This is a genomic window from Actinorhabdospora filicis (genome assembly GCF_030269765.1).
Classification (GTDB): Bacteria; Actinomycetota; Actinomycetes; order Mycobacteriales; family Micromonosporaceae; genus Actinorhabdospora; species Actinorhabdospora filicis.
Genome location: NZ_BSTX01000001.1, coordinates 188,786 through 208,029, shown reverse-complemented (window position 1 = coordinate 208,029; position 19,244 = coordinate 188,786). Strand labels below are relative to the sequence as shown.

At 71.6% G+C, this 19,244-nt stretch carries 14 protein-coding genes; 6 read left to right on the top strand and 8 right to left on the bottom strand.

What is annotated here, in order from left to right; all coding sequences use genetic code 11:
- Positions 1-62: 62 nt before the first annotated feature.
- From QSK10_RS01005 to QSK10_RS00990, 4 genes are all read right to left on the bottom strand, one after another.
- Positions 63-2,453: a transglutaminase TgpA family protein gene (locus tag QSK10_RS01005; RefSeq protein ID WP_285660626.1), complete on the bottom strand. Its 2,391-nt coding sequence runs from the start codon at positions 2,451-2,453 to the stop codon at positions 63-65.
- On the bottom strand, positions 2,450-3,763 hold the full coding sequence (locus tag QSK10_RS01000; RefSeq protein ID WP_285660625.1) for a DUF58 domain-containing protein: 1,314 nt from the start codon (positions 3,761-3,763) through the stop codon (positions 2,450-2,452). The genes QSK10_RS01005 and QSK10_RS01000 overlap by 4 nt, the downstream gene beginning before the upstream one ends.
- Positions 3,764-3,766: 3 nt before the next feature.
- Positions 3,767-4,723 (bottom strand): AAA family ATPase, encoded by a 957-nt coding sequence (locus QSK10_RS00995; RefSeq protein WP_349497667.1) that lies wholly within the window; start codon positions 4,721-4,723, stop codon positions 3,767-3,769.
- Positions 4,724-5,051: 328 nt separating this feature from the next.
- Entirely contained in the window at positions 5,052-5,738 is a 687-nt protein-coding gene (locus QSK10_RS00990) for a VC0807 family protein (protein WP_285660624.1), read from the bottom strand.
- A 19-nt stretch (positions 5,739-5,757) separates the two neighbouring features.
- On the opposite strand from QSK10_RS00990, the gene QSK10_RS00985 reads away from it, so the two are divergent.
- Both QSK10_RS00985 and leuS read left to right on the top strand, forming a co-directional pair.
- Positions 5,758-6,615, top strand: a complete 858-nt coding sequence (locus QSK10_RS00985) for a hypothetical protein (protein ID WP_285660623.1) — start codon at positions 5,758-5,760, stop codon at positions 6,613-6,615.
- A gap of 175 nt (positions 6,616-6,790) precedes the next feature.
- Positions 6,791-9,625, top strand: a complete 2,835-nt coding sequence (gene leuS / locus QSK10_RS00980; RefSeq protein ID WP_285660622.1) for a leucine--tRNA ligase — start codon at positions 6,791-6,793, stop codon at positions 9,623-9,625.
- Between the two features lie 1,123 nt (positions 9,626-10,748).
- On the opposite strand, the gene QSK10_RS00975 is transcribed toward leuS, so the two are convergent.
- The 3 genes from QSK10_RS00975 to QSK10_RS00965 form a co-directional block, all read right to left on the bottom strand.
- Positions 10,749-11,543 carry a type 1 glutamine amidotransferase gene (locus QSK10_RS00975; protein ID WP_285660621.1) on the bottom strand — a complete coding sequence of 265 codons (795 nt, stop codon included), beginning with the start codon at positions 11,541-11,543 and terminating at the stop codon, positions 10,749-10,751.
- On the bottom strand, positions 11,533-12,765 hold the full coding sequence (locus QSK10_RS00970) for a MurT ligase domain-containing protein (RefSeq protein ID WP_285660620.1): 1,233 nt from the start codon (positions 12,763-12,765) through the stop codon (positions 11,533-11,535). The genes QSK10_RS00975 and QSK10_RS00970 overlap by 11 nt, the downstream gene beginning before the upstream one ends.
- Positions 12,766-12,918: 153 nt before the next feature.
- Positions 12,919-14,001, bottom strand: a complete 1,083-nt coding sequence (locus QSK10_RS00965; RefSeq protein ID WP_285660619.1) for a threonine aldolase family protein — start codon at positions 13,999-14,001, stop codon at positions 12,919-12,921.
- 432 nt (positions 14,002-14,433) lie between these two features.
- Here QSK10_RS00965 and mraZ point away from each other — a divergent pair, with 432 nt between their 5' ends.
- The 4 genes from mraZ to QSK10_RS00945 all read left to right on the top strand — a co-directional run bounded on the left by mraZ (position 14,434) and on the right by QSK10_RS00945 (position 18,879).
- Positions 14,434-14,865, top strand: coding sequence for a division/cell wall cluster transcriptional repressor MraZ (gene mraZ / locus QSK10_RS00960; protein ID WP_285660618.1), 432 nt, complete (start codon positions 14,434-14,436; stop codon positions 14,863-14,865).
- A 296-nt stretch (positions 14,866-15,161) separates the two neighbouring features.
- A complete protein-coding gene (gene rsmH, locus QSK10_RS00955; protein WP_285660617.1) occupies positions 15,162-16,151 on the top strand; it encodes a 16S rRNA (cytosine(1402)-N(4))-methyltransferase RsmH in 990 nt (329 codons plus the stop codon).
- Positions 16,148-16,738 carry a cell division protein FtsL gene (gene ftsL, locus QSK10_RS00950; protein WP_285660616.1) on the top strand — a complete coding sequence of 197 codons (591 nt, stop codon included), beginning with the start codon at positions 16,148-16,150 and terminating at the stop codon, positions 16,736-16,738. The genes rsmH and ftsL overlap by 4 nt, the downstream gene beginning before the upstream one ends.
- Positions 16,739-16,743: 5 nt before the next feature.
- Positions 16,744-18,879, top strand: a complete 2,136-nt coding sequence (locus QSK10_RS00945) for a peptidoglycan D,D-transpeptidase FtsI family protein (RefSeq protein WP_285660615.1) — start codon at positions 16,744-16,746, stop codon at positions 18,877-18,879.
- A 71-nt stretch (positions 18,880-18,950) separates the two neighbouring features.
- Here QSK10_RS00945 and QSK10_RS00940 read toward each other — a convergent pair whose 3' ends face one another.
- A complete protein-coding gene (locus QSK10_RS00940) occupies positions 18,951-19,178 on the bottom strand; it encodes an antitoxin (protein WP_285660614.1) in 228 nt (75 codons plus the stop codon).
- Between the last annotated feature and the right edge of the window lie 66 nt (positions 19,179-19,244).

Sequence of the window (19,244 nt, the reverse complement as noted above, 5' to 3'; positions counted from 1 at the left end):
GTCGGGGGACACGAAAGAGGCGCGGGCCATCGGCCCGCGCCTCATCGTCCACTATCGACGGTTCAGGCCCGTCCCCGGGCCCGGATCAGCCCGGTGAGAAGACGCCTCACACGTCCCCTGGCGCGCGCGAGCGCGTTCGCGGTCCCCGCGACGCCGCGCGACATCGCCGCGCGCCAGGCGCGCAGCACCGACGGCGGGAACAGGATGATCCGCAGCCGCCCGGTCCGCCCGGCGTGGGTGGCCAGTTCCGCCCGCACCGCGCCCACCGCGCCGGCCAGCCGGTCGGCGGTCTCGTCGTCGGGCGGATGGACGGAGTACCTCGCGGTCTCCTCGGCGGTGGCCAGGACGTGGACGCCCTCGGCGGCCTCGCCGGTGAGCTTCGGCCGCTCGACGAGCCGGTCGGCGGTACCCCTGGGCGTCTCGGACGGCGGGCCCTGGTAGTCGTAGTCGATCAGCAGGTCCTGCAGCTCCCGCCAGGCCAGGTGCGCCGAGGCGGTGCCGTCGCCGTTGGGGCGCAGCCTGCGCGAGCGCAGGCTGGTCCGCCGCAGGCCCGGCTGCGCCAGCAGGATCGCCAGCACGACCAGTGCGGTGATCCAGTACGGCCAGGTCGCCGGGCCTTTCGGCGCCGACGCGTCGTCCCCGGCCAGCACGCCCTCCATGTTCGGGTCCAGCGGGTCCTTCCCGGCCAGCGAGGGGTCGCCGGAGGCGCCGCGCGGGCCCTGCGGGTCCTCGGAGGCGCCGTTGGACGAGCGGTCGATGGTGTCGCTGTCGGGCGCCCACGGCATCTCGGCGGCCCCGTACACGTTGCCCGAGGGCGTCGGGTCGAAGGGGACCCAGCCGTAGCCCTGGAAGTAGACCTCGACCCAGGCGTGGTAGTTGCGGTTGGTCAGCTGCACCACGTTCTGGCTCTTGGTGCCGCTGGTGAAGCCGATGACGCCGCGGGCGGGGATGTGCGCCGCGCGCAGCAGCATCATCATCGAGGCGGCGTACTGCTGGCAGTAGCCGCTCTTGGTCTGCAGGAAGTCCTCGATGCCGGTGCCCAGCGTGCCCCGCTCGGTGCTCAGGCTGTACTTGAAGCCGTTCTCCGGGCTGAAGTACTGGTTGACCGCCTTGACCTTGTCGTAGACGGTCGGCTTGTCGGCGGTCAGCCGCTCCGCCAGCTTCTGGATCGACTCGATCGGGTCGACGCGCGTGTTCTCCGTGAAGATCACCGAGCCCTGATCCACCGGCGGCGCCGTGCGCAGCAGCTTCTCGTCGAACTGGTAGTGGGTGAACTTGAACTCGTAGACCAGGTTCTCGGTGTTGCGCGAGTCCGAGGTGGCCATCGACGTCACCGGGTCGAAGTTCCAGCCCCGGCCGACGCTGACCTCGTCGGGATTCGGGTAGAGCGGCAGCGAGCTCTCCCTCATCCCCAGGACGGTCACCGTCGCCTTGTACTGCTTGCCGGGGAGGTTCGGGTCGTAGCCCTGGCGCTGCCCGACCTGCGCCATGCTCACCCCCGAGCCGAAGTCGCCGCCCCAGGACCAGCCCTCGTCGCTCTGCTCGTTGGTGACGTAGAGCCGCAGGTAACCGGGGTTCGGGTCGTCGGTGACCACATTAAGGAGGTTCGTGGTCTTGTCCTGGGTCAGCGCGCCGCGCAGGTTCATGGCCGGGTTGACGCGGACCGCGCCCTCCCCGCCGCTGCCGCCGTCGCCGTCCCCGTTCCCGCCGGACCCGAAGGACGCCAGCAGCCCCGCCGCGTTGACGCCCGGGATCGCCAGCGGCAGCAGCAGCGCCACCGCCACGCCCACCGCCGTCAGCCACCGGCCGGTGCTGGCCAGCGGCGAGGGCTCCCACATGTCGATGTTGCGGCCGTCCCCGGCGAAGCGCCTGCCGAACCGGCGCACCCGGTGGATGTTGTCCGTCAGCAGCAGCCACAGGTAGCCCAGGGCACCCGGGATGAACATCAGCCACGGGACGGTGTCCTCCATGACCGCCATCGGCACGATGTAGATCGCCAGCATCGGCACGCCCGACAGCGCGGGAGTGCGCAGCCCGATGGTGAACAGGTCCACCAGGATCGCCACCACGCCGATGCCCAGGACGGCCACGAAGATCAGCCCCGGGCTCTCGGGCACCGGGATCGTGGCGGTCGCGGCGGTGTCGGAGGCGTCCTTGAACAGGGCCCCGAAGTCGGACAGCGTCGATCCCGTCGGGACCACGCCGAGCGCCGCGCCACCGGAGGCGCTGGTCCAGGTCAGGAACAGCGCCAGCCCGACCAGCTGCGCCAGCACCACCACCGGCAGCGGCGCGCGCAGCGTCCGCAGGCCCATGCCGATGCCGACCACGATCGTCACGGCGAACACGATCGGCAGGAACCACGAGAACAGCCCGGCGAAGATCAGCGTCAGCGGCGCCGAGGCCAGCAGCGTCGCCGCCCCGCCCACGACGGCGACGTTATGGCGGCGGTTCATCGCGTTCCTCCCGGATTCGTGGTGCCCATGTGCGTGGCGGCCTCGGCCAGCGCCGCCCGCGTCGCGAAGCCCTGCCCCGACCGTCCCACCAGCGGCCACAGGTGCGCCAGGTCCTCGCCCCGGCGCACCGGGACGACCTTCCAGCCCGCCCGCATGAGGCTCAGGACCGTGCCGTGGAAGGCCTCGTCGGCCTTCTGGCGCTGCGGCGGAGGCAGCGGCAGCCACGTCGAGGAGTCGATCAGCAGCGCCACGCAGCTCGCGCCCGAGACCCGCAGGCTCGCCAGGCGCTCGGCCTCGGCGGCGTCGAGCTGCCCGACGACGCCGATGATCAGCCCGCCGTGCTCACCCTGCCGGGCCCGGTGGACGAGCTCGTCGAGGACGCCGTGCTTGCGCAGCTTCACCTCGGCCAGGTGGTCGAGGATCTCGCCCTCGCCGCCCAGCTGGCCGTCGATGTCGACGGTCTCGGTGACCATCCGCAGCTTGTAGCCGTGCCCCTTGAGGTGCAGCGCGATGCTGGCGGTGGCGCCCACCGCCCACTCGAAGGACGAGGTGGGCCCCTCACCGCGGTGCCCCGCGCCGCGCACGTCGAGCATCACCGTCGCGCGGCTCTCCCAGGGCTGCTCCTCGCGGCGGACCATCAGCTCGCCGGCCCGCGCGGTGGAGCGCCAGTGCACCCGCCGCAGGTCGTCGCCGTAGCGGTACTCGCGGGTGGCGACGTCGTCCTCGCCGTGCACCGCCACCGAGCGGGTGCGGCTGTCGCCGGAACCGGCGTACTCCCCGGCCAGGCGGATCGCCGGGAGCGGGGTGATCTTCGGCGTGACGGTCAGTTTGTCCTTCGTCGGGAAGGACCGGGTGATCTCGCACAGCCCGAACGGGTCGGTCATCCGGATCACCAGGGGACCGACGTCGTAGCGGCCGCGCGCCTCGGCGCGGACGGTGTACGACACGGAGCTGCCCATCAGCCCGGCGAGCCGCTCCAGCACCAGCCGCGGCCGCGAGCCGAGCGCGTACGGCAGCCGGTCCTCCAGCATCAGCGTCCCGGTGGGGAGCCGCGCCGAGTTGCGCAGCCGCAGCACGACGCGCGCGCTGTGGCCGACCTCGGTGCGCTGCGGGTCGAGGACCCGCGCGCTCACGAGCTTGTAGCGGGTGCGCGCCAGCGCGAACGCCGACAGCAGCGGCATGGCCCCGATGAGGATGCCGACGCGCAGGAGGTCCTTCTCTCCGATGAAGATGCCGACCAGGCAGAACGAGATCGCCGCGGCGAAGAACGCCTTGCCCCGTGTGGTCAGACCACGCAGCGATTCCCTCATGCCCTACCTGCCGTGGCCGTGACGCTGCACCGGGAGTCGGTGGACGATGTCGGCGACGATCGCGTCGGTCGTGCGGCGGGCGAGCTGGGCCTCGCTGGTGGGCAGCAGCCGGTGGGCGAGGACGGGCACCGCGAGGGCCTGCAGGTCGTCGGGCAGCACGAACTCCCGGCCCTCCAGGGCCGCCACGGCGCGGGCGGTGCGGACCAGCTGGAGCGCCGAGCGCGGGCTGGCGCCCAGGCGCAGGTCGGGGGCCTCACGGGTGGCGTGGACCAGGGCGACCGCGTACTGCTTGACCGCGTCGGAGACGTGGACGTGCCGGGCGGTGGCGATCATGCGGCGGATGAGATCGGCGTCGACCACCGGGCCGAGCTCGTCGAGCGGGTCGGCGCCGCCGTGCACATTGAGCATCTCCAGCTCCGCCGACACGTCCGGGTAACCCATCGACACGCGCGCGGTGAACCGGTCCCGCTGCGCCTCGGGCAGCGGGTAGGTGCCCTCCATCTCGATGGGGTTCTGCGTGGCGATGACCATGAACGGCGTCTGCAGCGGGTAGGTGCGGCCGTCAACGGTGACCTGGCGCTCCTCCATGCACTCCAGCAGCGCCGACTGCGTCTTCGGCGACGCCCGGTTGATCTCGTCGCCGACGACCAGGTTGGCGAAGACCGCGCCCGGCTTGAACTCGAAGTCGTGGGCGTCCTGGTTCCAGATGGAGACACCGGTCACGTCACTGGGCAGCAGGTCGGGCGTGAACTGGATGCGCCGCACGGTGCTGTGGATGGACCGGGCCAAGGCCTTGGCGAGCTTCGTCTTGCCGACGCCGGGCACGTCCTCGATCAGCAGGTGGCCCTCGGCGACCAGCACCGCCAGCGACAGCCGGACGATCGCGTTCTTGCCTTCGATGACCCGCTCGATGTTGGCCACGATGGAGTCGGCCGCCGCCTTGAATTCATGCGGCGCCATTGGGGCCCCGAGCTCTTGCACCTGGCCGTTCCGGGTGGGATGAACGGTCATTCGGCCTCCTCGACAAGGGGCACGGCGCCGAAGGGGTGCACCGTGCCGTTTCCATGGGGGGCAGCATCGCCACGACGGCGCCGGCCGTCCTCCCCGTGTGCGGACTCAACCTGAATAATGTCAGCCCGAAGACCGGAATCCGAAAGGCCGGACCGGTCATTTGTTCATAACGAGTTGGACGACAACATTTCCCGGGCGACGGTACGCCGGTACACGAACGCGCCCGGTGAGGGGCACCGGGCGCGTGTGATCGCGCGGTGACCGCGCGGCGGGTGGTTCAGGCGGAGGGGACCGGGGGAGCGGCGTCCGGGTTGGCGTCGCGGGCGGCCTTGGCCTTGGCCCGCGAGTACCGGATCGTCCAGGTGATCAGCAGCGCCGTCACCGCCAGCGGCATCACCGCGTTGATGGTGACCATCGCGTCGGTCGACAGGTTCAGGCCCAGGACCGTGCGCAGCCCGGCGTCCAGCAGGAAGCCCGCGCCCCACACCGTGGTGATGACGCGCTGGGTGGCCCGGAAGCCGGGGAACCGCCACAGGCCGTTCCACCAGTCCACCCGCTCGGGCGCGCCGCCGGTGGCGAACTTGCGGCCGAAGTAGAAGGCGAAGGGACGCGGCGCCAGCAGCGAGGCGAACATCGCCAGCCCGATCAGGCCGGTGATCGCCGAGTCCTTCATGACCGCGAAGCGCTCGCTGTCGCTGATGAGCTGCCCGGCGAAGCCCAGCAGCATCACGACCAGGGCCAGCATCGCCAGCTCGTCCAGGCGCCGGTGCAGCAGGAAGTGCAGGCCGAGCTCGAAGGCCGCCCAGGCGGAGGACACCAGCAGCGCGGTGGTGACCTTCATGCCGTTCGAGGTGAGCACGTTGTACGTGACGATCGGCAGCACCACGCTGAACAGCAGCGTCGGAGCCCAATCGCGGAGAAAACCGCCCTTACGGGGTGGCGCGGAGGCATCCGCCGCGGTCATCTGGCACCATCCTTATGTGATGAACGATCACACGATCGTGGACGAGAATGTAACACCACCGGCGCGCCCCGCGCGAGGGCCGGGACGTGCCGTCGGGCTCGTCCCGTTCCTCTTCGGCGCCGCCCGCCGCGACCGCCTGCCGGGCCTGGTCCTCACCCGCCTCCTGGGCGACCTGGGGCAGTCGGAGTCGGCCGCGCGCGGCCTGCTGGCCCGCATGCGCCGAGAAGGGCAGATCGCGGGCGTGCGGGAGGGCCGGCAGACCCACTACGAGCTGGCCGGGAACTTCGCCGCGGCCTTCCGCCGCATGCGCGACGGCGTCACCGTCCCCGAGTGGCGCGGCCACTTCCACGTGCTCCTGCACCAGGTCCCCGAGGACCAGCGCGCCTACCGCGACCGGCTGCGCCGCCACGCCCGGTTCGTCGGCTACGGGACCATGCAGCCCGGCGTGCTGGTGTGCGCCGAGGACCGCGTGGACCGGCTCGCCGACGTCCTCGAACCGCGCCCGCCCGGCGCGGTGGTGCACACCGGCCGCCTGCTCCTGGACGTCGGGCAGGCCCGCGAGGTGGCCGGCCGCGCCTGGGAGCTGGACGAGCTGGCGGTGATGCTGCGCGGGCACCGCGACCGGCTCCTGGCCGCGCTGGAGGGCATGGACGGCGCGCCGGGGCCGAGCCCGGAGACGCTGCGGGCGTACGCGGGGACCGTGGGCCCGGCCTACGGCGTGTTCCTGCGCGTCCCGGTCCTGCCGTCGGAGCTGATGCCGGGCGACTGGCCGCTGCCGGAGACCCTCGGCGTCCTCGGCCGGGTGGTGGGCGCCTACAGCCCGCCGACGCACGCGTACATAGAGTCCCTGCTGGGCGGTGCCGCGCAACGCCGATGACCCGGTCAGCGGCCTCGCGGTACACTGCAAGGCATGACGGCGGCCCAGCTGCTCCTTACGAGGCCGTGCTGACGCGTGACGCTTCCGCGACGGCACGGCTCCCCCTCATGCGCGAAAACGCGCGGGGGGATTTTTTATGCCCTCTGTTCATACCTGGCTTTGAGGTGACACGACAATGAGCGACGTCAATAACGCCGACGTCCCGGCGTTCCGCTACGACGCCGAGCTGGCCGCCCGGATCGAGCCCCGCTGGCAGGACCACTGGGCCGCCGAGGGCGAGTTCGACGCGGTGAATCCCACAGGTCCGCTGTCCGATCCCGGCCATCCGCGCGCCGGGGCGCCGAAGCTGTTCGTGATGGACATGTTCCCCTACCCGTCGGGCGCCGGCCTGCACGTCGGGCACCCGCTGGGGTACATCGCCACCGACTGCTATGCGCGCTACAAGCGCATGACCGGCTTCAACGTGCTGCACCCGATGGCCTTCGACGCCTTCGGCCTGCCCACCGAGCAGTACGCGGTGCAGACCGGCCGCCACCCGGCCGACATCACCGCCGAGAACGTGGCCCGCTACCGCGCGCAGCTGAAGCGCCTGGGCATGGGTTACGACACCAAGCGCTCTTTCGCCACCACCGACCCGCGCTACTACAAGTGGACGCAGTGGATCTTCCTGCAGATCTTCAACTCCTGGTACGACGAGGCCACCGATAAGGCTCGGCCCGTCGCCGAGCTGATCGCCGAGTTCGACTCGGGTGAGCGCGCCGTCCCCGGCGGGCGCGAGTGGGCGTCCCTGACCGCCGCCGAGCGCCGCGTGGTCGTCGACGGCTTCCGCCTGGCCTACGTCGACGAGGCGCCGGTCAACTGGTGTCCCGGGCTGGGCACGGTCCTGTCGAACGAGGAGGTCACCTCCGAGGGACGCAGTGAGCGCGGCAACTTCCCCGTCTTCACCCGCAGCCTGCGGCAGTGGAAGATGCGCATCACCGCCTACTCCGAGCGCCTGCTGAACGACCTGGACGGCCTGGACTGGCCCGAGCCGGTCAAGACGATGCAGCGCAACTGGATCGGCCGCTCCACCGGCGCGCACATCGACTTCCCGAGCCCCGCCGGTGACGTCCGCGTCTTCACCACCCGCCCCGACACCGTCTTCGGCGCCACCTACATGGTCCTGGCCCCCGAGCACCCGCTGGTCGACGCGCTGGTCCCCGGCGCCTGGCCGGAGGGCACCCACGCGGTGTGGACGAACGGGCACGCCACCCCGGCGGAGGCGGTGGCCGTCTACCGCAAGTTCGCCGCGGCCAAGACCGACGCCGAGCGCCAGGAGGGCGACAAGGTCAAGACCGGCGTCTTCACCGGCGCCTACGCCACCAACCCGGTCACCGGCGCCCAGGTGCCGGTGTTCATCGCCGACTACGTGCTGGCCGGTTACGGCACCGGCGCGATCATGGCCGTGCCCGCCCAGGACGAGCGCGACTGGGACTTCGCCGAGGCCTTCGAGCTGCCGATCGTCCGCACCGTCGCACCCCCCGAGGGCTGGGACGGCAAGGCCTTCACCGGCGAGGGCCCGGCGATCAACTCCGAGCGCGAGGGCGTCAGCCTGAACGGCCTGGGCGTCGCCGAGGCCAAGGCCGCCATCATCGCCTGGCTGGAGGCCAACGGCCACGGCACCGGCGCGGTCACCTACCGCCTGCGCGACTGGCTGTTCTCCCGCCAGCGCTACTGGGGCGAGCCCTTCCCGATCGTGTGGGACACCGATGGCAACCCCGTTGCGCTGCCCGAGTCGATGCTGCCGCTGGAGCTGCCCGAGGTGGAGGACTTCTCGCCGAAGACCTTCGACCCCGACGACGCCGACAGCAGCCCCGAGCCGCCCCTGAGCCGCGCCACCGAATGGGTCGAGGTCACCCTGGACCTGGGCGACGGCCCCAAGCCCTACCGCCGCGAGACCAACACCATGCCCAACTGGGCCGGGTCCTCCTGGTACGAGATCCGCTACATCGACCCGTGGAACGACGACGCGATGGTCGTGCCGGAGAACGAGGCCTACTGGATGGGCGCCCGCGACGGCGGCGTCTCCGGCGGCGTCGACCTGTACGTCGGCGGCGTCGAGCACGCCGTCCTGCACTGCCTGTACGCCCGCTTCTGGCAGAAGGTCATGTTCGACCTGGGCCACGTGTCCACCGTGGAACCCTTCCACAAGCTGGTCAATCAGGGCATGATCCAGGCCTACGCCTACACCGACCAGCGCGGCATGTACGTCCCCGCCGCCGAGGTCACCGAAGAAGATGGGAAGTACTTCTTCGAGGGCGCCGAGGTCAACCGCGAGTACGGCAAGATCGGCAAGAGCCTGAAGAACGTCGTCACCCCCGACGAGATGTGCGACGAGTACGGCGCCGACACCTTCCGCGTCTACGAGATGTCCATGGGCCCCCTGGAGGCCTCCCGCCCCTGGGAGACCCGCGCCGTCATCGGCTCCCAGCGCTACCTGCAGCGCCTGTGGCGCAACGTAGTAGACGAGACCACGGGTGCCGTCCGCGTCACCGACGCGCAAGCCGATGACGACACCCTGAAGGTCCTGCACAAGACCATCGACGGCGTCCGCGAGGACATGGAGAACCTGCGCCTGAACACCGCCATCGCCAAGCTGATCACGCTGAACAACCACGTGACCGGCCTGAACGAGGTGCCACGCGAAGTCGCCGAAGCCCAGATCCTGATGACGGCACCCATCGCCCCCCACATCGCCGAAGAACTGTGGAACCGCCTGGGCCACCCCAAGTCCCTGGCCAACGCCGACTACCCCACGGCCAACCCGGCCCACCTGGTAGTCGACACGGTGACCTACCCCGTCCAGATCAACGGCAAGGTCCGCGGCCGCATCGAAGTCGCCGCGGAAGCGACCGAGGAAGAAGTCCGCACCGCCGCCCTGGCGGAAGAACGAGTGGCGGCAGCCCTGGCCGGGAAGACCCCGCGCAAGGTCATCGTGGTGGCCGGGCGCATGGTGTCGATCGTCGCCTGAGGGGACGAAAGGTAAAAGGTAAGTAGAAGAGACGAGAAGCAGAGGAGGGCGCGGCCTGATGGCCGCGCCCTTCCGCGTGCGAGGGCGGGGAAGAGAGAGACGAGCGGGGGAGTGAGAGGAGGAGCGGGCGAGGAGAGGAGAGGAGAGGAGAGGAGAGGAGCGGGGGAGGGCGAGGGAGAGGGAAGACGAGCCGCAGGCCGAAAGGAGAGAAGGCGTCTCGGCCACCGATGGGTGAAGCCCGCCCGAGGCGAGGTCCGGGGACGATGTCACAAGCCGGGTGCGATGCGTAGCAGGGTAGGGCTCTTGACCTGACCCGCAGCTTGCAAGCCTGGCCGTCACGACAGACGAGGCCCCGCACAACCTTTCCCGAAGAGAGCTGGATCTTCTGGCGTGCGGCCTGACGGGTCTTTGGAACGAGGGTTCTGGGGGTGTCAAGACAGCTCTTCCGTCTTGACACCCCCGGGTTCATCGTTCACCGTCTGCGAGGCCGAACGACGGAAGATCCGCAGGCAGCACGCCGAACGAGAAGGGTGGGGATGGAAGGGCCGGGCCAAGGGGGAGAGGCACGACGGAGGTGGTGCGGCCCGGGGTGGTGCGGCCCGGGGTGGTGCGGGCCGAGGGCAGGAGAGCCGCTGCGGCGAGGTTCGGGGACCGGGATGCGCGACGGCGTGGCTTCGGCGGCCGGGCACGGGCGGGGGTGAGGCGCACGGCCCGCGGCGAGAGATGCCGCGGCGAGAGACGAGGCCTAAGGAGAAGTGTGCGGCCGGAGGGTCAGAGGGAACCCCGGGTGACGTGCCATGTCCCGACGGCCTGGGCGTGGGCTGGGTGATGCGCACAGCCCGCAAGCCGAGAGACGAGGCCTAAGGAGAAGTGCGCGGCCGGAGGGTCAGAGAAAACCCCGGCTGACGTGCCATGCCCCGACGGTCCGGGCGCGGGCTGGGTGACGCCCACGGCCCGCAAGCCGAAAGACTGTGGAGGGTGACTGTGGAGGGTGACTGTGGAGGGTGACTGTGGAGGGTGACTGTGGAGGGTGACTGTGGAGGGTGACTGTGGAGGGTGACTGTGGAGGGTGACTGTGGAGGGTGACTGTGGAGGGTGACCAAAAGGCCCACCCCCCCACCCCTCAAATCATCTCCATCGCACTCTGCATATCCCCACGCATATCCCCCCGCACATCCCCCCGCCCTAACCCCTTCCCCCCACCCCCGAGCACCGCCGCCAACCGCTCCCCCCGCAGCGCCTCCGGCCACCGGTCCTCCAGCGCCCCCAACTGCCGCCCCGTCGCCCAAGCCAGCAACAGATCCGCCAGCGCAGGATTCCGAGCCAAAGCCGGCCCGTGCAAATAAGTCCCGATGATCCGGTTCGCCCAAGCCCCCTCCGTCTGCCCGTCGTTCCCGACCCCGGCGGTCACCCGAACCAGCGGAGCCGCCGAGGGCCCCACGAAAGTCCGCCCCCCGTGGTTCTCGAACCCCGTCAGCGTCGGCAGTCCCAGTCGCGGGTCCACTTCCCCGGCCAGTTCACCCACCGCCCGCGTCTCCCCACGCTGCGACTGGATGTCCATCAGCCCGAGCCCGGCGTACTGCTGGCCTTTCGCCATGAAGCTGGATCCCATGAGCTGGTATCCCGCGCAGACCGAGAAGATCACCGCGCCTCGGTTCACCGCGCGGGCGAGGCCGCCGTCGGCGATGAGGCGTTCGCAGGCGAGGGCCTGGGGGCCGTCCTCGCCGCCGCCGATGAGGTAGATGTCGCCTTCGGTGGGCATGTGCTTGTCGCTGGTGACCTCGACGATGTCGACGTCGATGCCGCGGCTCATGGCGCGGAAGGCCAGGACCTGGAGGTTGCCGCGGTCGCCGTAGGTGGACAGCAGGTCCGGGTAGAGCCAGACCAGGCGGAGCGAGCTGAAGGGGCTAGTTGACACGATCGAACTCCGCTCGGATGTCCTGGAAGGCGGTGTAGTTGGCGATGACCTCCACGTTGCCCTCGGGCGCGGCCCGCAGGGCGTCGGCGAAGGAGTCGACGACGGTGAAGGCGATGCCGTTGACCTGGAGCCGCACGGCCAGGTCGAAGCGGCGGTCGCCGGTGACCAGCACCTGCCGCCCGGCGACGGGGGCGTAGTCGACGTCGTAGATCCACGAGGTGTCGTAGCCGTCGACCTCGCGTGCGTTCAGGCAGAGGGTCACCGGGCAGCCGGGGTCGAGCATGTCGAAGGCCTCCAGCCAGCCGGCGGGGTTCTTCGCCAGCAGCAGCCGGGCGCGGCGCCCGTCGCGGCGGACCACCGCGTACCGCCCGGCGATGGAGCGGACGGTGGACAGCTGCGGGACGGCCTCGGCCAGCGGGACGCCGAACTCGGCGGCGATGGCCAGGGCGGTGGCGGCGTTGTTGCGGTTGACCTGGCCGGGCAGCTGGAGGCTGAGCTCGGCGCGCTGGCCGGTGGGGTCGACGACGGCGTTGCCGTCCACCGACCACTGCGGGGACGGGCGGGTCAGGCCGCAGTTGGTGCACCGCCAGTACTCGCCGTAGCGGTCGAGGCGCTTGCCGCACTCCGGGCACGCCCAGGAGTCCTCCTGCCAGCGCTGGCCGCCGGCGATCCAGGTGACGTTCGGGACGGCCTTGGCCGCCCAGGTGACCATCGGGTCGTCGGCGTTGGCGATGACGTGCACGTCGGGGTGCGCGGCCAGGGCGGTGCGCCACTTCTCGGCGAGCATCCCGACCTCCATGGCCCGGTCGAGCTGGTCGCGGGAGAGGTTCAGGAGGGCCACCACGCGGGGCCTCGCCTCGGCGAGCAGCTGCGGGAGGTAGTGCTCGTCGACTTCGAGGACGGCGTTGCTGGCGTCGGGCATCTTGGCCAGGGCCGTGGTGTGGCCGGTGGGCATGTTGGCGCCGAAGCTGTTGGTGGCGACCGGGCCGAGCGCGCCGAGCGCGGCGGCGGTGAAGCGCGTGGTGGTGGTCTTGCCGTTGGTGCCCGAGATCAGCGCGACCTGGCGGTTCTCGGACAGCATGGCCAGCAGGCGCGGTTCGACCTTCAGCCCGACGCGGCCCCCGATGACCGATCCGTCCCCGCGCCCACTGACGCGGGAGAGAGTGGCGGCCGTGCGCAGCAGCGCCGTCGCCAACCGTGCGCGCGCGGGGAGGTTCGTCATCGGTACCGGTCCTTTGCGGAGGTGGTGCGGGTGCCATCGGAAGTCTGACACACGGCCGTTCGGGCGGGACGTTTTGGCGGGGGAGGGGTGTGGATGGGCACTTCGTGACGGGTGGTGGGGGAAGCGGTCCGTTCCCCCCGCCACCCGGGCGGTTCAGCCGCCGAAGCGGGTCCGTGCGCGGTCGAGGAGGTCGGCGAACAGTTCGGCGACCTCGCCGCCGTCGAACTCCATGGCGTTGTCGCCGACGCTCAGTTCCACCGCGCTCCACCCGGGCAGGGGAGCGGTGGCGGCGCCGCCGAAGAGGTGGATCTGGTACTCGTCGATGATCGACATGGAGGCCTTGGACGCGGCCTCGGCGCTCACCGGCAGGTGCACGTGGAACAGCGGCGTCTGCGGCACGCCCGGGACGACCTCGACGCCGTCGAGGCCCTTGAGCGCGGCGGCGATCTCGCGGGCGTGTTCGAGGTAGGCGGGCATGCGCGGGACGATGGTGTCCAGCCCGTCGAGGGCGGACAGGCTCAGCGGCCAGGCGTCGGGGATCTGCCCGCCCAGGCGCCAGCGCCAGACCTGCGCGGCGGCCACGAACGCCTCCGAACCGGCCAGGATCGCGCCCCGGACACCGCCGAGGCCCTTGTAGAGGGAGACGTAGACGCTGTCGAAGAGCCCGGCGATCTCGGCGTGCGCGCGCTCGTAGTAGGGCTGGGCCTCCCACAGCCGGGCGCCGTCCAGGTGCGCGGCGGCGCCGGTGGCGCGCGCGGCGTCGACCTGGGCGGTGAGATCGGCCCACTCGGGCAGGAGCCCGCCGATCTCGCGCTGCGGCAGCTCCCACAGCACCGCCGCGAGGGGCTCGCCGGGCGCGGTGAGGTCCTCCAGCGTCATCAGCCGGTAGGGGTCGCCGATACGGCGGAACCGCAGGCCGTGGACGGCGTTGTAGCCCTGCTGCTCCCACAGGTCCAGGTGGTTGGAGGGGTGCGCGCCGAAGGTGCGGCGGCCCTTCTCCTCGGCGTGGATCCGCAGCGCGACCTGCTGCGCCATGGTCCCGGTCGGGAAGAACAGGGCCCGCTCCTTGCCGAGCAGGGCGGCGACCCGGGTCTCCAGGACGTCGGTGATGCCGCCGGGGCCGTGGACGTGGAGGTCGGCCTCCGGGCGCGCGGCGAGCCGGGCGAGGACGGCGCGAGGGCTGCGGGTGAGGGGGGAGTGCGTGCTGAGGGAGCGGGTGATCACGGGACGGTTCATCGGCCCATCCTGCCAAGCGCGCGCGGCCGCGGCCCCCCGGATTCCCGGTCCGGCGTCCCCCGCGCGGGGGTCCTCCACTTCGCTCCCCGGGACCGCTCCACTTCCCTCCCCGCCCGTCCGCCACGTTCCCCCACCGGCCTCCACTGCCGCACCCACCTGCGCGAACGCCCGGCGGCGCGGAGCCCGTCCGGAGGGGTTCCGGACACCGCGAGGGCCGGTGGAGGGCGAATCGCCCTGTCAACCCCCACCGGAGGGCTCGCGTACTCCACTTCACTCCACCGGCCCTGACCTGCGTCGATACCCGAACCGCCAAGCCCGAATCGCCGATTTGGGCCTTGTGGGTGGAGGGAAGTGGAGTAGAGTGGGGCGAACTGGTGGAGCCGGGAGGCCCACCGGCCTCCTCTAAAAGGCGACGGGGGAAGGGGGGCACCGATGTTCCTCGGTACCCACACTCCGCGCCTGGACGAGAAGGGCCGGCTGATTCTCCCGGCGAAATTCCGCGAGGAGCTGGCCGGCGGCCTGGTGATGACGAAAGGGCAGGAACGCTGCCTCTACGTCTTCCCGACCACCGAGTTCACGCGCCTGGCGGAGGAACTGCAGCAAGCACCGTTGACGAGTAAGGCGGTCCGCGCGTACAGCCGCGTGTTCTTCGCGAGCGCGCACGACGAGATCCCGGACAAACAGGGTCGCGTCACCATCCCGCAGAGGCTTCGGGAGTACGCCGGGCTCGACCGCGACCTTGTCGTCATCGGAGCGAGCACGCGGGTCGAAGTGTGGGACTCCCAGGCGTGGGATTCCTACCTGGACGAGAACGAGGAGGCGTTCGCCGACATCGAGGAGGGCGTACTGCCCGCCGGCATGTAGGAGACGCGGAGGGTCACGGACATGGCCCGCCGCCCGAGGACAACGACACAACGGGGATCGTTCAGGGCTGGCGTACCGCCTGGTCTCCAGCCGCCAAGGCCGATCCTGGCACTTCTTCCCCGGTGCCAGGGACCGGCCGCAGCGGATGGGGACCAGGCGGTATGGACGCCCGCCGGAGGAAGCGACGGACTTCCGCCGGTACCCGAAGGACAGGCACACCGCGATGCGGGCCCGCGACGGCCCGCGTGCCGCCTCGGGAACGGTCCCCGCGTACGTACATTGATGGGGGTCGGGAGATGGCTGAGCAGCCCGTGCACGTGCCGGTGATGCTCGAACCGGTGCTGGACGCGTTGGCTCCGGCGCTCACCGGCCGCGGAGATGTCGTGTGCGTGGACGCCACCCTCGGTCTCGGCGGGCACTCCGAGGCGATCCTGGAGCGCTTCCCGAGCGCCTCGGTGATCGGCCTGGACCGCGACCCGAACGCCCTCAAGCTGGCCGGCGAGCGCCTCGCCCGTTTCGGCGACCGCTTCACCGCGGCGCACGCGATCTACGACGAGCTCCCCAGGGTCCTGCGCGGCCTGGGGGTGCCGGCGATCGACGGGATCCTGTTCGACCTGGGCGTGTCGTCCATGCAGCTGGACGAGGCCGAGCGCGGCTTCGCCTACGCGCAGGACGCGCCCCTGGACATGCGCATGGACCCCACGACCGGCCGCACCGCCGAGGAGATCGTCAACACCTACGACGTCCGTGAGCTGACGCGGATCCTGCGCGAGTACGGGGAGGAGAAGTTCGCGCCGAAGGTCGCCAAGGCCATCGTCGCGGCTCGCGCCAGGGAACGCATCACCTCGTCGCGGCTGCTGGCCGACCTGGTCCGGGACGCGATCCCGGCGGCGGCCCGGCGGACCGGCGGGCATCCGGCCAAACGCGCCTTCCAGGCGCTGCGGATCGAGGTCAACGCCGAGCTGGAGGTCCTCTCGCGGGCCCTCCCGGCGGCGCTGGACGCCTTGACCGTGGGCGGCCGGATCGCGGTCCTGTCGTACCACTCGCTGGAGGACCGGATCACCAAGCGGGCGTTCGCCCCGCTGGTGACGTCCAGTTCCCCGCCCGGGCTGCCGGTCGAACTGCCCGGCACCGAACCGACCTTCCGCCTGCTGACGCGCGGCGCGGAACTACCCGACGAAGCGGAGACCGCGGCCAACCCGCGGGCGGCCTCGGCGCGCATGCGCGCCGCGGAGCGGATCCGTCCCGGCCACCACGCCGCGGACCAGGGGGAGGACCAGTCATGAGCGAGAACCGCAAGAACACCAACCTTGGCCGGGCCGACCGCGACGAGATCGTCAAGGCGGCCCGTCGCCGTGCCAGGGCCGCCGACTCGCGCCGCCGCGCGCTGGCCGGCGACGCCGACGCGCCGGTGACCGCCGGTCCCCTCGCGCTCCAGCCGCGCGTGGCCGACCCGGTGATCGCCGAGCCGATGATCGCGCCCGCCGAGCCGCGGCGGCGGACCGAGGCGGCCCCGGCGAAGAAGGCCGCGCCGGTCAAGCGCCCCAAGACGGTGGCGCCCCCGGCGCCGGTCGTCACCGCGCGCACGCCGTTCGTGCTGTCCCTCATCGGCCTGGTGGCCGCCGGGATCGTGGGCCTGCTGCTGCTGAACACCGCCATCAACGAGGACGCCTTCGCCCTCCACGAGCTGCGCGGCCAGCAGGCCGACCTGAACGCGCGCGAGCAGCGCCTCAACGACGAGCTCGCCGAGCTGTCCTCGCCGGGCAACCTGGCCGCCGCCGCCAAGCGGCTGGGCCTGGTGCCCGCCACCGAGGTCACCTACATCCGGCTGCCCGACGGACGTGAGCTGACCATGCCGAAGCCGGGGAACTAGCCGCGGTGCCCGACGACGAGCGCAGGTCAGAAGACAAACGCAGGCGCGACGAAGACCGCCGCGTCGTCCCACTCGACAAGAACCGCCGGGGCGACGCGGCGTCTCGCCGTCGTAGCCGCTATCCCGAGGAGCGGCAGCCCGCCGAGTACCCGCGCCGCACGGTCCGGCGCGGGACCGTCCGGCGCACCGACCGCGACCCGTTCCGCCCGGCGCTGCAACTGCTCGACGGCGGCTCCACCGTCAAGGGCGGCCCGGTCAAGAAGGACGGCGCCGCCCGCAAGACCGCCCCGGCGGAGCGGGAGGCACCGCGCAAGGGCTCGCCCGTCCAGCGGCCGGCCACCGGCAACCGCCGTCCCCGCCCGCAGCAGAACCCCGCGCGCAGGCGCCGGGTGATCAAGCGGCGGCTGCCGCGCATGGCCAGCCCCACCAAGCGCCTGCGGGTCGGCACGGTCGTGCTCATGCTGGTCTTCATGGTCATCTGCGGGCGCCTCGTGCAGCTCCAGGTCACCGACGCCGCCGCCTACGCCGCCGCGGCCCTCGACCAGCGGCTGACCACCGAGATCCTGCCCGCCGAGCGCGGTTCCATCCTGGACCGCAACGGCAGGCCACTGGCCTTCTCCGCCGACGCGCGCTACGTCTACGCCGACCCGGAGATGATCACCGACCCGCAGGGCGTGGCCGGTCAGCTCGCGCCGATCCTGGGCGTGCCCGCCTCGGAGCTGCTGCCCAAGCTCCAGCGGCAGAAGAACCCCGACGGCACGCCCCTGCGGTTCGTGTACCTGGCGCGCGGCGTGGACGTCGAGGTCGGCGATCGCGTCGAGGCGCTCAACCTGGGCGCGGTCCGCGCCCGCCACGACGAGCGGCGCATCGTGCCCGGCCACGACCTGGCGGCCAACGTCCTGGGCTTCACCGGCGACGAGGGCAAGGGCCTGGTCGGCCTGGAGGCGCAGTGGGACGACGTCCTGCGCGGCGTCGACGGCAAGCGCACCTACGAGCGCTCCAACGGCCCGGACGGCCAGGAGATCCCCGGCGGGTACAGCCGCGAGGAGCCCGCGCGTCCCGGCTCGTCCATCCAGCTCACCATCGACCAGGACCTCCAGTACCGCACCCAGCAGATCCTCGTCGACACGATGTCCAAGAAGAACGCCAGCTTCGGCGCGGCGGTGGTCATGGACGTCAAGACCGGCGAGGTCGTGGCCCTGGCCAGCGCGCCCACCTACGACGCCGCCGACCCGTGGAAGTACGACGACAAGCTCATGCGCGACTGGGCGGCCAACGCGGTGGTCGAGCCGGGCTCGGTGCACAAGGCGATCGTGGTCTCGGCGGCCCTTGAGGAGGGGCTGATCAAGCCCGGCGACTCGATCATGGTCGCCCCGAACCGGTGGATCGGCGGCAACAAGTTCGAGGACAGCCACCCGCACTCCGAGCGGCTGATGACCCTCGACGGCATCCTGGCCTACTCCTCCAACATCGGCACCATCGCGCTGGCGGACAAGCTCGGCCCGGAGAAGCTCTATGAGTACCAGCAGCGTTACGGGCTCGGCGCGATCACCGGCCTCGGCGTGGCCGGTGAGGCCGAGGGCATCGTGCGCCCGCCGTCCACGTGGCAGGGCGCCGACTACGGCTCCATCCCGATCGGCCTGGGCGTGGCCGTCACGCCCCTCCAGATGGCCGCCGCCTACGCGGCCATCGCCAACGGCGGGACGTGGGTGCAGCCGACGCTGATCAAGTCCACCGTCGCCCCCGACGGCACCGTCACCCCGGCGGCGGCGCCGAAGACGCACCGGGTGATCTCGCAGGCGACCTCCGACGTGATGCGCACCTTGCTCCAGGCGCCCGTGGCGGTCCCCGACGGCACCGGGCACACCGCCCGCCTGGACGGGTACCTGGTGGCGGGCAAGACGGGCACGGGCAAGCTCGCCAAGGACGGTGGCTACGCGTCCGGCGATGTCGCCTCCTTCGTGGGCTTCGCGCCCGCCGACGCGCCCAAGTACGCCGTGGCGGTCTTCGCCTACACCCCCGGCGGTGGCGGCGGCGCTGTCGCCGGTCCCGCCTTCCGCGACATCATGGCCTTCACGATGGGCCACTTCCGGGTCCCGCCCTCCACCGAGCCGGAGCCGGAGTTCCGGCTCTATGGCTGACGAGGACGCCCCGGTCCGTACGCCCCTCACGGGGGCGGCGGACCGGGGCGCGTCCAGCGGACCCGGCGGGCCTACTGCTGCGGCTGCGCGTCTTCCGGCTGCGCGGCGGGGGCGTTGTCACCGGTCATGCCCTTGATCTTCTCCGCGACCCCGTCGACCTTGTCGGAGTACTTCCCGCCGGTCTTGTCGTTGACGAAGTCGGCGGCCTTGTCCACCCCGGCGTCGATCTTGTCGTCGTGCTGGTTGACCAGCCCCTTGACCTTGTCGATGCCCTCGCGGATCTTGTCGTCGATGCCCATGGCAATCCCTTCCGTGGCGCTTCCGTCACCCATTCCAGCAGCGGTGGACGGTGCTCGCAGCCGATC